Below are 13,232 nucleotides of genomic sequence, written 5' to 3' on the forward strand. Positions count from 1 at the left end.
CAGCATGCAACGGCGCAAAGTCACGCTCAAGCTGTATCCCAATGCCGCGCAAGCTGCGCGGCTTGAGGCGTGGACGCGGCTGCACTGCGAGTTGTACAACGCGGCGCTGGAAGAACGCATCGACGCCTGGCGCAAGGCCAGGAAGTCCATCTCTTACTACGACCAGCAGAACGTCCTGCCGCAGATCAAGGCGAAGCGGCCTGAGTTCATGGAACTCGGTAGCCACGCGCTGCAGCAAACGCTGCGGCGGCTGGATCTCGCATTCCAGTCGTTCTTCCGCCGCGTCAAGGCGGGGCAGACGCCCGGATTCCCGCGATTCAAATCCAGCAAGCGGTTCTCGGGTTTTGCCTATCCCGATCCGGTTGGGTGGAAGCTGATGGAGCACGGCGGCCGTGGCGCAACCCTGCGCATCGGCAGCGGCGATGCCGCCCTGTCCATCCGGGCGCGTGGGCAGCATCGTTTTGGGATTGATGCCAAACCCAACGACATCGCCCTGACACGCCGCAACGGTCAGTGGTTTGTGTCGGTGACGCTGCGCGTGCCCGATGCGGCCTGTGCGCGCGAGCGCACCGCCGACATGCGGCGTGGCGTGGATTTCGGGATCAACGACTGGGCCACATTCGACGATGGCGACAGCATCGCGAACCCGCGCTGGGTGCGCGAGGCGCTGCCGCGCCTTGCAGTGCTGCAGCGCCAGCGTGCACGCAAACGCAAAGGCTCCGTGCGATACAAGCGATTGAGCCGCGGCATCGCGGTGCTGCATGATCGCATCGGCAACCTGCGCCGGGACTTCGTGCACAAGGAAACGACCAGGATGGTGCGGCAATGCGCGGTGCTGGCGACCGAAGAACTCGCACCCAAGACCATGAGTCGCAGCGCGAAGGGCACGGTGGAAGCGCCGGGCCGTCGTGTGCGGCAGAAAGCCGGACTCAACCGCGAGATGCTCTCGGCGGGGTTCGGCATGGCGCATCAGATGCTCACGTACAAAGCGAAAGAAGCTGGTACGCGACTGCATCTGAGCCATACGCGCCAGCTCAAACCGTCGCAGCGCTGCTCGGCGTGCTGGGAACTCGTTCCCAAGACGTTGGCGCAGCGTGTGCATGTGTGCCCGCACTGCGGGCATACGGCGCCGCGCGACCAGAACAGCGCAATGGTGGTTCTCATCGACGCGCACAACACGCAGGACGCGCCTGGGACGGGCGTGGCGGCGAGACCCAAACCTCTGCCCCGGCAACGGGGCAAGTCCAGGTCCGTGACCCGCGAAACCCCCACTACAGCGCCGTCAGGCGCTTAGTGGCGGGAGAGTTCATGTCCGTGATGGAGCACATCTGTGCCCCGAAGACAGGGCTGTTCCCGGCGCCCAAAGACATCCGGCTCCATTGCTCCTGCCCTGACTGGGCGACCATGTGCAAGCATGTCGCCGCCGTGCTCTACGGGGTCGGCGCGCGTCTGGACGCGCAGCCGGAGTTGCTTTTCACGCTGCGTCAGGTGGACCCGAGTGAGCTCGTGACGCAGGCGGCCGGACTATCCGTGCGCACCCGGACGACACCTGCCCGGGACAGGGTGCTCGACGACGCCTCGCTTGCCGATGTCTTCGGCATCGATCTGGCGATTCCTCAAGGAAACGCCAGGCCATCCGAGGTGTCTGCGCCCCCTGCAAAGGGCAGGCCTCATGCAGCTTCGCGTCGCAAGCGCGCAGAACCGTCCCCGCCGAAGGACAATGGGAACAATACCGCGGCAAGTTCCTCCAAGGCCCGCCCCACGCCATTGAAGGCGCCAGCAGCCAAGAAAAAAGTGGCCAATCAACCACGATGAGGCCGACGGCTGCGAAGCCGCTGCCACAACCCCTAGCGCAGCGGCATTATGGCCAGTTCGCTGGCCCAGTTTTCCGCGCGCAAGCCTGGTACGCGGCGGAATTCTTGCTCGGTGTTCGTGGCGGAGCCGATGGCGGCCTCCACGCGCGTCGGCCTGAGCCCGACTCAATCGCCTTCGGTCGCAACGTCGCGCAAATCGGCAACCGGCTGCTGCCCGAACGACGCACTGAGCGCATACCCAATCAGCCGCTCGGCGCAATCCTGTGGCGAGGCGAGTTCGCCGTGCGCCTTGAGCGCGTCGAATCGCGCGCGCATCGGGAAGGCCTCAAGGGACGTGGCGCGAATCGCCGCCTGCATCGCGGTGTCGATGACGCCCGGAGCCAGGCTGCAGATGCGCACGCCCGCCGTGTCATCGAGCACGACGGCGCGCGCGTGGTGATCCAGCGCGGCCTTCGTTGCGCAGTACACGCTCCATCCCGCGTAGGCATTGCGCGCCGCACCGCTGGAGACATGCAGGATGCGCCGGTCCTGCTTTGCATCGGTTGCTGAAACCAGGGCGCTGCTGAGCATCAGGGGCGCGGCAACATTCAGCGCCACCGCTTTGGCAACGGCCATCGCGTCCTGCATCGGCAACGAGCCGATCGGCTCGACCGTCCCGGCGTTGTTGATCAGCACAATCTGATCGCGCCCCAGGCCCCAGTTGGCCAGTGTGGGGCCAGCCAGCCACGCACCAAGCGCCGAGGGGTCGCTCAAATCCAGCGTGACCTCCTGCAGCAGCGTCGGATAGCGCTGAGCAAGATCCGGGTGCACGCGCCGCGCCAACCCCAGCGTGGCTATTCCGCGCCCAAGTAAATTCGCGGCGATGGCCGCACCCAGGCCCCGCGAATGGCCGGTGACGATGGCACTGATCTGCATGGGTCGATTTCCTCCGTTTGCGCCCGTGTGCGCACGGCTTCCTGGTTGAGATGGTGCCGTGTGGCAGCCAATGTCACCAACTCAGCGACCACCCTCTCGTCCTCGCGCGCCTCGCAGGGGGCTGCGCCATGGTGCCGCCCATTTTAGATGGGGCCAAACTGAGGGTCGCCGCAACGGCGGCTTAGTGGCGGGAGCGTTCAATTACGGCGCGATCTTGCGCTTGAGCGCCAGCGCCACCGGCCGGGGCAGATTGGGCATCGACCGAAGCAGCCAGGGCAGGACCTTGCGCTTGGCACCGCTGAGCGACTCCGGCACCAGGGCTTCGATCAGGTGCGGGCCGGGGTAGGCCAGGGCGTATTCCAGCGCCTTGGTGAAGTCCTCTGCCGTGCTGGCGCGCACCGCATGCACGCCCATGCCCTGCGCCAGCTGGGCGAAGTTCAGGCGCGGGCCATTTAAGTCCAACTGGGCTTTGGCCTTGGCGCCGCCGTCGCCGGCGCCCACGCGTTCCAGCTCCACGTTCAGCACCGAGTAGCTGGCGTTGTTGAAAATGATGCTGACCACGTGCAGGTTCTCGCGCGCCATGCTCCACAGCGCCTGGATGGTGTACATGGCGGCGCCGTCGCCAATGAGCGCAATCACCGGCCTATCGGGGCAGGCAATGGCCGCGCCCACGGCATTGGGCAGGCCCTGGCCGATAGCGCCGCCGGTCAGCGTGATCAGGTCGTGGCGCGGGCAGCCGGCGGTCATGGCGCCGAGCATCAGGCCGCTGGTGATGGCCTCGTCGATCAGGATGGCGCCCTCGGGCAGCAGATGGCCCACGGCCTTGCAGACCTTGGGCGCGGAGAGCGCGCCGCGCGGGCGGCCGGGGCGCTGGGGCGCCTGCAGCGGGGGCCGGGTCTGCACTGCGCCCAGGGCGGCGGCGAGCTTTTCCAGACTGGTCCGGGCGTTTTGCTCGGGCGCGGCAAGGGTGTGCACGGTGCAGCCATCGGGCACCAGGTTGCTGGCCTTGCCGGGGTAGGCAAAGAAGGACACCGGCGCCTTGGCATCGACCAGGATCAGGTGCTTGACGCCCGCCAGTTGTACGCCCGCCATCTCGGCCAGATACGCGATGCGCTCGACCGTCGGCAGGCCCGCACCGCGCGTCAGGCGCGTGGGGAAGACCTCGGCCAAGAGCTCCACCCTCGCCTGCGCCGCGATGCGCGCCGCTGCCAGCAAGCCCGGCTCGCGCAGCGCTTGGCCTCCAAGCAGAAGGGCCGCCTTTTCGCCCGCGCGTACAGCTTGGGTGATGGCCCGGGCGATGGCTTGCACCACGGCGTCATCGGCCGCTGGGGCCGGGCTTTGGGTCGGCATGGGGCAAGGCTGAGCACCCTCGCCCCAGGACACGTCGGCGGGCACGATGAGCGTGGCCACTTGGCCCGGCAGGCCGCGTGCGGCCTGTACGGCGGCCACGGCGTCCTGGCTGAGTTGGGCGGTGTTGGCGCTGGTGCGCACAAAGCTGGGCGAAACATTCTTCGCCACTGTTTCGATGTCGGACTGCAGCTGCGCGTCGTACTGGGTGTGGAACGTGGCATGGTCACCGACGATGTTGACGACAGGCACCTTACCCTTGCGTGCGTTGTGCAGGTTGGCCATCCCGTTGCCCAGGCCGCACCCCATGTGCAAGAGCGTGGCGGCGGGTTTGTCGGCCATGCGCGCGTATCCTTCGGCAGCGCCCGTGGCCACGCCTTCGAACAAGGTCAGCACGGCGCGCATGCGCGGCGCGCTGTCGAGCGCGGCGACGAAATGCATCTCGCTGGTGCCGGGGTTGGTGAAGCAGACTTCGACGCCCGCATCGGTCAGAGTCTGCAGCAGGGCTTGGGCTCCGTTCATGGGACCGTCCTTATGAAAGATGAACTCTCCCGCCACTAAGCGCCTGACGGCGCTGTAGTGGGGGTTTCGCGGGTCACGGACCTGGACTTGCCCCGTTGCCGGGTCAGAGGTTTGGGTCTCGCCGCCACGCCCGTCCCAGGCGCGTCCTGCGTGTTGTGCGCGTCGATGAGAACCACCATTGCGCTGTTCTGGTCGCGCGGCGCCGTATGCCCGCAGTGCGGGCACACATGCACACGCTGCGCCAACGTCTTGGGAACGAGTTCCCAGCACGCCGAGCAGCGCTGCGACGGTTTGAGCTGGCGCGTATGGCTCAGATGCAGTCGCGTACCAGCTTCTTTCGCTTTGTACGTGAGCATCTGATGCGCCATGCCGAACCCCGCCGAGAGCATCTCGCGGTTGAGTCCGGCTTTCTGCCGCACACGACGGCCCGGCGCTTCCACCGTGCCCTTCGCGCTGCGACTCATGGTCTTGGGTGCGAGTTCTTCGGTCGCCAGCACCGCGCATTGCCGCACCATCCTGGTCGTTTCCTTGTGCACGAAGTCCCGGCGCAGGTTGCCGATGCGATCATGCAGCACCGCGATGCCGCGGCTCAATCGCTTGTATCGCACGGAGCCTTTGCGTTTGCGTGCACGCTGGCGCTGCAGCACTGCAAGGCGCGGCAGCGCCTCGCGCACCCAGCGCGGGTTCGCGATGCTGTCGCCATCGTCGAATGTGGCCCAGTCGTTGATCCCGAAATCCACGCCACGCCGCATGTCGGCGGTGCGCTCGCGCGCACAGGCCGCATCGGGCACGCGCAGCGTCACCGACACAAACCACTGACCGTTGCGGCGTGTCAGGGCGATGTCGTTGGGTTTGGCATCAATCCCAAAACGATGCTGCCCACGCGCCCGGATGGACAGGGCGGCATCGCCGCTGCCGATGCGCAGGGTTGCGCCACGGCCGCCGTGCTCCATCAGCTTCCACCCAACCGGATCGGGATAGGCAAAACCCGAGAACCGCTTGCTGGATTTGAATCGCGGGAATCCGGGCGTCTGCCCCGCCTTGACGCGGCGGAAGAACGACTGGAATGCGAGATCCAGCCGCCGCAGCGTTTGCTGCAGCGCGTGGCTACCGAGTTCCATGAACTCAGGCCGCTTCGCCTTGATCTGCGGCAGGACGTTCTGCTGGTCGTAGTAAGAGATGGACTTCCTGGCCTTGCGCCAGGCGTCGATGCGTTCTTCCAGCGCCGCGTTGTACAACTCGCAGTGCAGCCGCGTCCACGCCTCAAGCCGCGCAGCTTGCGCGGCATTGGGATACAGCTTGAGCGTGACTTTGCGCCGTTGCATGCTGGTATTTTATCCAGCATGGCGAGGAACAACAAGCGAAAACCGCCCGCTTGACCCCCTCCTGCCCGGACGGCTTCGCCTGAGCGACGCTGTGCGTCGGGCCGGGCGAGGAAGGGGAATGCGCGGGCATGTGTTCATAGCTACCAGTAGGTGTTTGGGCCACCGCTGGTAATGGAGCGCGCAGCCGCGCGAGCCGTGAGAATGCAGCCGGGCAGGAAGGTGCCCTCCAATGATCGCTTGCCGCTGGCGCCGCCGCCGCCGAAGCCCGCGGCCTCGCCCACGCAGTACAGGCCGTCCACCGGCTGCCCAGCGCTGTCCAACACGCGGCTTTGCAGATCGGTCCGCAGGCCGCCCAGGCTCTTGCGTGTGATGAGCTGCATGTGAATGGCGATGAACGGCCCGGCGCCCTTTTGCTGCAGCGGCGCGGGCTTACATGTGCGCAGCATGTCGGGCCGCCACTGGCGTGCATGCAGGATGCGGCGGATCTGGTCGTCGTTTTCCAGCTTGTTGCCGTTGCTGAAATTAGCGTCGAAGGCGTCGGCCGTGGCCTGCAAGGTGGCGGCCTGCACGTCGTGCGATGCTGTGAGCGCATTCATCTTTACAGCCAGCTCGGCCAGGGTGTCGGCCACCAGGAAATGCGGACTCTCGCTTTGCATCTGCCGCACCAGGCGATGGTTACCCAGCAGGGTTTCCTTGATGAACGCCGGGAACTGCATGTCGCGGATGCGCTGGTTGTGCTCAGCGCCGGAGATGGCGAATTCCTTGGCCGCAATGCGCCAGTTGAGCAGATGCCAGGTCCAGGGTTTGTCTTGCTGCGCCACGCGCTGGCACAGCCAGTGCGTGTCAAATCCCGTCACCAAGGGCTCGGGGCCGATGCGCTTGCCGGTGTGATTGAGCCACAGGGCCGACTTGCAGGGAATGGTGGAGAGCCCGTGACCGGCAAACTGTGGATAGGGGTGCGGAATGCCCGCCGCGTAGTTCCACATCTCGCCCGCGTGGGTGATCTGCGCGCCAAAGCGTTCAGCAGCGTGGTGGTGCAAGCGGCCGTCGGCAAAGGGGTGAGCACCGTTGAGCATGGCGGCTGGCATGAAGCGATTTCTGGGCCAGTTGGCACGTGTCTCGGCGTGGCCACCGTTGATGCCGCCCATGGCCAGCACCACGACGGGGGCGCGCAGCTGCAGCGCTTGGCCGCTGTCTTCGTCGATGGCCACGGCACCGCTGAGGCCGCCGCTGCTCTGCTCCAGCTGCGTGACGCGGTGACGGTGCAAGAGCGTCAGGCGGCCATCCCCGCTCGCCCGGCGCAGCGCGGCGATCATGCGCCGCGTGAGCTCGCGCGCGGTACCCCAGACCACGTGGTAGCGGGGCAGGCTGTTGCCGTCGCCATGCAGGCCGCGCTCGACCCAGTTCACGGCGGGCATGAACTTCAGGCCCTCGCCCAGCAACCAGTCATAGACGTGGCTACGCGAATGCTCGACGTAATAGCGCGCCCACTGCTGGGGGTAGAGGTCGTCCTCGGCCAGCTCGCCAAAGCGCTGCCAGTCGGCCAGGGCGCGCTCGGGCGTGTCGGGGATTCTCATCTTCGCCTGCAAGGCCGTGCCCACCAGCGCCATGCCGCCAAACGCCCACAGGGCCAGCCCACCAAAACGCTCGGCTGTGTCGCGTTCGATCAAAGTGACCCGCTGACCAGCGCGCAGCAACTCCAGAGCCGCGACGATGCCCGCCAAGCCGCCCCCCACCACCAATGCATCGGTCCGCAATGCAGCCATCGGTTTGTCTCCTGTAACGGCAACGCTGAACAGCCCCAGCAGTGCGTCGCCCTGTTGCCGTCAGCGATAGCGGGTGACGTTACGCCTTAACTGATTTTGCAGGCCATCGAACGCGTGCCCGGGCATTCCCCTCCTTGGCCGGCCCGACGCACAGGATATCGATGCTGCCGGCGGCCGCTGGCTATGGCATAGCGGCCGTCCCCGCAAGCCGTGCCACCTAACGATAGCAACGGCCGCGCTGGTGAGGGCCGCAGAATGCCCCGCATTTGGCCGAGGCTGTGTGGAAACGCGTTCGGCATGCCATTGTGGCGATCCCGGTGCTGCCAACTGGAGTTGGCGGCTGCGCAAGCAAGTTACTTGATGTTTGACATTGACACGTTGAGAAACACTTCCTATGTTTAGCGTGATGGGCCTGCAATCCAAAGACTTCGATCAGGCTGGCCGGCGCAATCCAATCCACGAGTCTCAAAGGAGAGTCAACATGCTGACCCGAATCGTTGCCGTCGCGCTGGCGATGGTCTTGTGCACCTTCACCACGCCGTATGCATCGGTCACGCATGCCGCGCTGGCCCTCACGTCGCAGGAGCAGGCCGACCTGCTGTACACCCGCGAAGAGGAAAAAGTCGCACGCGACAGCTATCTGACCCTGTACGGTCTCTGGAATCTGCAAATCTTCAGCAACATCGCCGAAGCCGAGCAGTCCCATATGGACGCCATTCTCAAATTGCTCGACAAGTACAACCTGTCGGACCCTGCGGCGGGCAATGCAGTTGGGGTGTTCACCAATCCCAAGCTCCAGACCCTCTACTACACGCTGCTTGCCAAGGGCGAGCTCAGCAGCCTCGATGCGCTGGAGGTCGGTGGCCTGATTGAAGAAACGGACATCATCGATATCACCGCGGCGGTTGGACGCTCCCAGCACGAGGACATCACCAAGACTTACGAAACCCTGATGTGCGGCTCGCGCAATCACCTGCGGGGTTTCGCGCAGGTCATCACCGCCGACACCGGACTGCCGTACCAGGCCCAGGTGCTGCCGCAGGACGTGGTCGACCAGATCCTCACCAGCCCGATGGAAAAATGCGGCAGCCACGCGCGTGAATCCGCCACGGCGGACCAGCACCGCGGCGCGCACTGAGTAACCGCCTGCGCACGACGGGCATGGCCCGTCGTGCGCAGGCGGTTACCTGTAGCCTGTCATCACCCCGCGTGGCGCGCCGCGGATGGCCATCGCCAAAAGGCACGCGCTGGATGCCCGTGGGCATCGCCGCATGGCTTGGCTCTGCCTGCAATGCCGCAGAGTAGCCAAATCCGCACAACCGGCCTATCCTGAATAAGGAGCTTGGAGCCGCGCGTTGTGTCGGTCAACAGTGCGAAGGCCACAAGAAGCCTCAAGGAGCATTGCCATGTCTCAGCCGTCACAACGATTTGCCTGCCACCGGGTCGCAGCTGCGATCGTCGCCCTCGCCGCCGTGCTGCCCACCGCCAGCGTCTATGCGCAATACGGCCCCCATGACCAGGGCCGCGGGCGGCCCGACTGGCATGGTCAGCGCGGGCCGCAACCAAACTACCGCAATCAGCGTCAGCCGCAGTACGACTATCGTCGCGGCGGTGGCGGCGGCGGCAACGGCGATTTCATTTTCGGTGCGCTGCTGGGCGCGGTCATTGGCACGGCCGTACTGGGGGCGATGCAGCCCCCGCCACCCGTGGTTTATTCGGCGCCACCGCCGCCGCCACCGCCTGGCGTGTATTACTCCGCGCCCCCGCCTCCGCCCGGGAGCACCTATTACGCCCCCTATCCCTACCCGCCCTCCAACTATCCTCCGTCGTATTGACGCGGGCTTTGCAGCCAGGCGCGCGGCAGTATCGACCGTCGCCTGCGGCTGAACCCGCCAAAGGGGCCAGCGACCGCCCCACCCTTGGAACCCATTCGAGAGCCCAACCATGAACCATCCGATCCGCATCGCCATGTTGCCCGCAATGCTCGCGCTTGCATTCCTGTCGCCCGTGGCTGGCGCGCAGAGCAGCTCATCCACCCAGGCGCGCGCACCATCATCCAAGGTCGCATCTACGACCCGACGCGCCGAACGGCGCGAAAACCTCGTGGAGCAGCGCATTGTCGAGCTGCACAAGCAGCTGGAGATCACGCTGCAGGAGGCACCGCAATGGAACGCCTTTGCCCTGACCATGCGCCAGAATGCCGATGCCATGGAGCAGGCGTTTCGCGAGCGCATGACCAAAATGCCGACGATGAATGCCGATGAAGTCATGAAGTCGTATGCCAACATGGCCGCGCTGAACGCGCAAAACGTCCAGAAGCTTTCGGCTTCGTTCAGCGATTTGTATGGCGTGCTCTCCCCGAATCAAAAGGCCATCGCCGACCGGCTGTTCAGGCATGAGCCCAGGCGCTTGCGCAAGGCTCCAGTGAAGAAATAGGCGCGACGCTGCGTCGATGCCCGCGTCAGCATCCTGGGATTTGCGCCCGGACCCGCTGCATGGCGTGCGACGGTGCGGTGGCGCTCATGGATGCGTGCGACCGATGCCCATGGCATCGACAGCTCGCGTTGGACGATCGATCAAACACAGTGAATTATGTACAAGAACATTTTGATCGCCATTGACGGCAGTCCGGTGTCCGATGCCGCGCTGCGCCATGCCATCGCCTTGGCGCAGGACCAGCGCGCCCATCTGCACATCGTTCACGTCGTCGACATCATGGGAATGCCCTGGGCCGATCTGGGCGAGTCGGTCGAGGTGGACATGCCGGCGATCTATCGGCAGCAAGGCCAGGCGATTCTGGACCGGTCCCTGGCCCAAGCCACGCAGGCCGGACTGCCTGCCACCTCGACGCTTCTGGAAAGCGAGTCGGTCGGGCAGCGGGTCGCCGAGCTGCTCGCCGATCAGGCCAAGGCGCTGTCGGCTGATCTGCTCGTTGTGGGCAGCCATGGCTACCGAGGCCTCAGCCGCTTGTTCCTCGGCAGCGTGGCCGAAGGGATCTCGCGGCTCAGCAGCGTGCCCGTGTTGATCGTGCACGGCGCCGCGCCCAACAAGTAGTCCGCTTATACCGGCCCATCCATTGACCAGTTCAGGAGTAACGAATGTCCAAGACGGATTTTGCGAATCGCCGCGAGGCGATGGTCCAGCATCAGATCGCCCACCGTGGGGTCCAGGCGCCGCTCGTTCTCGACGCGATGCGCGCTGTGCCCCGCGAGGCCTTTCTTCCCGATGAATTGCGCGAACTCGCCTACGAGGACACCCCCTTGCAAAGCCAGGAGGGGCATCCGTTTTCTGCCCCCTACTTCGTCGCGATGATGATCGCCGCACTCGAACTCAAAGGCGGAGAAACCGTGCTGGAAATCGGCACCGGCTCGGGTTACAGCTCAGCAGTGCTGTCCCGTATTGCCAATAATGTCTACACCGTCGAGCGTGTCGGACAGCTTGCCGAGAAGGCGGCCGCCACACTGGCCGACCACGGCTATCGCAATGTGCACGTCCTGCATGGGGACGGAACGCACGGCTGGGCGGATCATGCCCCCTACGACGCCATCCTGGTTGCCGCGGGCAGTCCTGCCATCCCCCAGACGCTTGAAAAACAGCTCAACATCGGTGGCCGTCTCGTCATTCCAATGGGCACTGGGCAGGAGGTGCAAGAAATGGTCCGCGTCACGCGCCTGTCGGAGACCGAATTCAAACGGGACCATATTGCCCGTCTTTGATCACGGGATCCGCGCCCGGCCCTCGCCGCGCCCTGCGCCGATCGGCTTTGCAGGCGGCGCCTGCACCCTGAGCCGGGGCGCAGCGCCTGCGCAGACGGCCAGAGGCCGGGTCGAGCCACGGCGTCCTCGATGCGTCCTCTGCCTCGCGAGGCCTGCGCCTCATCGCCCACGGCTCACGGCCAGAGCGTCGGCGGATGGACCGCCGCCCGGTCCAGTTGACCGGTCGATCTGAACCGGCACGTACCCCGTCATCTCCACGCTCAGGTTTCGGTGCGTCCCCGCAAGGCCGACTTCCTTGTCGTGGGTGTGCCCATGTAGATTGAGCACGCTCGCAGGCAGGCCGTTCAGGATCGGGTAATGCGTGAGCCACAGGCGCTCGATGCCTGCGGGGACTCCCGCGCGCGCGGGGATCTCCAGGCAATCCACCACGGCATCGAGGCCCCAGCGCAGCGGATTGCGCGGGCGCGTGTTGCTTTCGAACACATCATGGTTGCCGAGCACCAGCAGTTTGGAGCCCGGGATCGGTGCGAGCCACTCGCGCGTGGCCGCATCATCGCGGAAGGTCAGATCGCCCAGGAACACGACCCAGTCTGCGGGTTCGATGCCAACCGCGCAGGCCATGGCCTGCATGCTGTTGTCCATCGACTGCACATCAGGAAAGGGGCGAGAGCAGAACCGGATGATGTTCGCATGGCCGATATGCAAGTCGCTCCAGAACCACGTGCGCCCGCCGCCTTGCCAGTGCGCCAGGAAGGCCTCCACGGCGGGCTGGCGACCGGCTTGCTCCATCACAAGGGCAAACGCCTGTCGGGTGCTCTCGCGAGTCACGGCACGCATGGTGCCGTTGGCATCCGGGGCCTGGGACTGGAGCCAGCGTCGATAGACCGCGCCCACTTCAGCCTGCGACTCGCAGGCCATGACATGCGGCTGAGCGTATTTCGTCTTCTTGGACATGGGATGCCTCACAGCGAAAAGGTCGAGAGCGGATCGAACCCGGTGCTGCCGTTTTCCCCGGGATAGCCGCGCGGGTTCGACACGCACAGGGTGTGCCCGTGCTGCAGATGCCCTGCAACGTGGCTGTGGCCATAGATCCAAAGGTCGGCGGGCCTTGCCAGCTCGCACGCAGGACCCAGCAGCGCGGGCTCACCCTGCCTGCCCACGCCATCCCAGCTGTTGGCATACGCGACATCGAGCAGGTTTGCGGGAAACCTGGCGCGGTGCATGGGGGTGTCGATGCAGGCCAGCGCGGGCGCATGGTGCGTCACCACGACCATGGGCCCCTCAAAGGCCTCGAGCAGGCGCTCGGTGAACCAGGCGCGTGCCGCGCGGCTCAAGGCCGCCTGATGCTCCGGCGTCATGCGGGCCTGGGCGCGGCCGCCCCAGATGCGTTGGACCGGTCCAACCAGAATCTCCCCAAAATCGGCCATGCACAGTCTGGCCTCGAACATCGCCTCGGCCACCCGCTCGGGAGCATCGCCGCATGCCGTGAAATCGGTCCACGCGGTTGCGCCCAGAAAGCGCACGCCGCCGATCACGACCGCGTCGTGTTCGAGCACGTGGACGCGGCCGGCCATCGGCCCGCACACCGCTTCAGCTTCCTCTCGCAACTGAAGTAGCGCACGCTCGTGATGGCGACCGTAGAACTCATGATTCCCAGCCACAAACACCAGATCGGCGCCGGAACTCTCGCACAAGGCTGCCCACCGGTGCAGCATCCTGGGATGGGACCCGATGTCGCCCGCCAGCACGACAGCGTCCACGCCGCCTGCGATGCTCGGCGTGAAGGCGGAAAATTCGGTGTGCAGATCAGAAAAAATTTGAATCATG

13 protein-coding genes are annotated in these 13,232 nt (G+C 65.7%); 7 read left to right on the forward strand and 6 right to left on the reverse strand.

From position 1 onward, the window contains the following. The first annotated feature begins 4 nt into the window (after positions 1-4). Both CD04_RS0105505 and CD04_RS24100 read left to right on the forward strand, forming a co-directional pair. Positions 5-1,294: an RNA-guided endonuclease TnpB family protein gene (locus CD04_RS0105505; RefSeq protein WP_031404839.1), complete on the forward strand. Its 1,290-nt coding sequence runs from the start codon at positions 5-7 to the stop codon at positions 1,292-1,294. A 14-nt stretch (positions 1,295-1,308) separates the two neighbouring features. After that, complete coding sequence (locus CD04_RS24100; RefSeq protein ID WP_197033031.1) at positions 1,309-1,815, forward strand: SWIM zinc finger family protein; 507 nt, start codon at positions 1,309-1,311, stop codon at positions 1,813-1,815. 164 nt (positions 1,816-1,979) lie between these two features. Here CD04_RS24100 and CD04_RS0105520 read toward each other — a convergent pair whose 3' ends face one another. From CD04_RS0105520 to CD04_RS0105535, 4 genes are all read right to left on the reverse strand, one after another. Continuing rightward, on the reverse strand, positions 1,980-2,729 hold the full coding sequence (locus CD04_RS0105520; protein WP_031404843.1) for an SDR family oxidoreductase: 750 nt from the start codon (positions 2,727-2,729) through the stop codon (positions 1,980-1,982). Between the two features lie 201 nt (positions 2,730-2,930). Continuing rightward, positions 2,931-4,598 (reverse strand): acetolactate synthase large subunit, encoded by a 1,668-nt coding sequence (locus tag CD04_RS0105525; RefSeq protein ID WP_031404845.1) that lies wholly within the window; start codon positions 4,596-4,598, stop codon positions 2,931-2,933. A 35-nt stretch (positions 4,599-4,633) separates the two neighbouring features. Next, positions 4,634-5,923, reverse strand: coding sequence for an RNA-guided endonuclease TnpB family protein (locus CD04_RS0105530; RefSeq protein WP_031404847.1), 1,290 nt, complete (start codon positions 5,921-5,923; stop codon positions 4,634-4,636). 140 nt (positions 5,924-6,063) lie between these two features. Next, a complete protein-coding gene (locus CD04_RS0105535) occupies positions 6,064-7,689 on the reverse strand; it encodes an FAD-dependent oxidoreductase (protein ID WP_031404849.1) in 1,626 nt (541 codons plus the stop codon). A 481-nt stretch (positions 7,690-8,170) separates the two neighbouring features. Here CD04_RS0105535 and CD04_RS0105540 point away from each other — a divergent pair, with 481 nt between their 5' ends. From CD04_RS0105540 to CD04_RS0105560, 5 genes are all read left to right on the forward strand, one after another. Further along, positions 8,171-8,827: a DUF2202 domain-containing protein gene (locus CD04_RS0105540; protein ID WP_197033032.1), complete on the forward strand. Its 657-nt coding sequence runs from the start codon at positions 8,171-8,173 to the stop codon at positions 8,825-8,827. 268 nt (positions 8,828-9,095) lie between these two features. After that, positions 9,096-9,524 carry a hypothetical protein gene (locus tag CD04_RS21435; RefSeq protein WP_038167507.1) on the forward strand — a complete coding sequence of 143 codons (429 nt, stop codon included), beginning with the start codon at positions 9,096-9,098 and terminating at the stop codon, positions 9,522-9,524. A 109-nt stretch (positions 9,525-9,633) separates the two neighbouring features. Then, entirely contained in the window at positions 9,634-10,125 is a 492-nt protein-coding gene (locus CD04_RS0105550) for a Spy/CpxP family protein refolding chaperone (protein ID WP_051848956.1), read from the forward strand. A gap of 156 nt (positions 10,126-10,281) precedes the next feature. Further along, a complete protein-coding gene (locus CD04_RS0105555; RefSeq protein WP_031404854.1) occupies positions 10,282-10,743 on the forward strand; it encodes a universal stress protein in 462 nt (153 codons plus the stop codon). A 44-nt stretch (positions 10,744-10,787) separates the two neighbouring features. After that, complete coding sequence (locus CD04_RS0105560) at positions 10,788-11,405, forward strand: protein-L-isoaspartate(D-aspartate) O-methyltransferase (RefSeq protein ID WP_051848957.1); 618 nt, start codon at positions 10,788-10,790, stop codon at positions 11,403-11,405. Between the two features lie 159 nt (positions 11,406-11,564). Here the strand turns inward: CD04_RS0105560 and CD04_RS22480 are convergent, their stop codons facing one another. Continuing rightward, a complete protein-coding gene (locus CD04_RS22480; protein ID WP_051848958.1) occupies positions 11,565-12,359 on the reverse strand; it encodes a metallophosphoesterase in 795 nt (264 codons plus the stop codon). Positions 12,360-12,367: 8 nt separating this feature from the next. Then, positions 12,368-13,231, reverse strand: coding sequence for a metallophosphoesterase (locus CD04_RS0105570; RefSeq protein WP_038167510.1), 864 nt, complete (start codon positions 13,229-13,231; stop codon positions 12,368-12,370). Position 13,232: the final 1 nt, after the last annotated feature.

Origin of the sequence: Thiomonas sp. FB-Cd, from assembly GCF_000733775.1 — a bacterium.
GTDB lineage: Bacteria > Pseudomonadota > Gammaproteobacteria > Burkholderiales > Burkholderiaceae_C > Thiomonas_A.

What these genes read in the sequence shown, in the direction of transcription:
- CD04_RS0105505 (WP_031404839.1), top strand. Translation starts at nt 5, where the DNA reads ATGCAACGGCGCAAAGTCACGCTCAAGCTGTATCCCAATGCCGCGCAA.
- CD04_RS24100 (WP_197033031.1), top strand. Translation starts at nt 1,309, where the DNA reads ATGTCCGTGATGGAGCACATCTGTGCCCCGAAGACAGGGCTGTTCCCG.
- CD04_RS0105520 (WP_031404843.1), bottom strand. Translation starts at nt 2,729, where the DNA reads ATGCAGATCAGTGCCATCGTCACCGGCCATTCGCGGGGCCTGGGTGCG.
- CD04_RS0105525 (WP_031404845.1), bottom strand. Translation starts at nt 4,598, where the DNA reads ATGAACGGAGCCCAAGCCCTGCTGCAGACTCTGACCGATGCGGGCGTC.
- CD04_RS0105530 (WP_031404847.1), bottom strand. Translation starts at nt 5,923, where the DNA reads ATGCAACGGCGCAAAGTCACGCTCAAGCTGTATCCCAATGCCGCGCAA.
- CD04_RS0105535 (WP_031404849.1), bottom strand. Translation starts at nt 7,689, where the DNA reads ATGGCTGCATTGCGGACCGATGCATTGGTGGTGGGGGGCGGCTTGGCG.
- CD04_RS0105540 (WP_197033032.1), top strand. Translation starts at nt 8,171, where the DNA reads ATGCTGACCCGAATCGTTGCCGTCGCGCTGGCGATGGTCTTGTGCACC.
- CD04_RS21435 (WP_038167507.1), top strand. Translation starts at nt 9,096, where the DNA reads ATGTCTCAGCCGTCACAACGATTTGCCTGCCACCGGGTCGCAGCTGCG.
- CD04_RS0105550 (WP_051848956.1), top strand. Translation starts at nt 9,634, where the DNA reads ATGAACCATCCGATCCGCATCGCCATGTTGCCCGCAATGCTCGCGCTT.
- CD04_RS0105555 (WP_031404854.1), top strand. Translation starts at nt 10,282, where the DNA reads ATGTACAAGAACATTTTGATCGCCATTGACGGCAGTCCGGTGTCCGAT.
- CD04_RS0105560 (WP_051848957.1), top strand. Translation starts at nt 10,788, where the DNA reads ATGTCCAAGACGGATTTTGCGAATCGCCGCGAGGCGATGGTCCAGCAT.
- CD04_RS22480 (WP_051848958.1), bottom strand. Translation starts at nt 12,359, where the DNA reads ATGTCCAAGAAGACGAAATACGCTCAGCCGCATGTCATGGCCTGCGAG.
- CD04_RS0105570 (WP_038167510.1), bottom strand. Translation starts at nt 13,231, where the DNA reads ATGATTCAAATTTTTTCTGATCTGCACACCGAATTTTCCGCCTTCACG.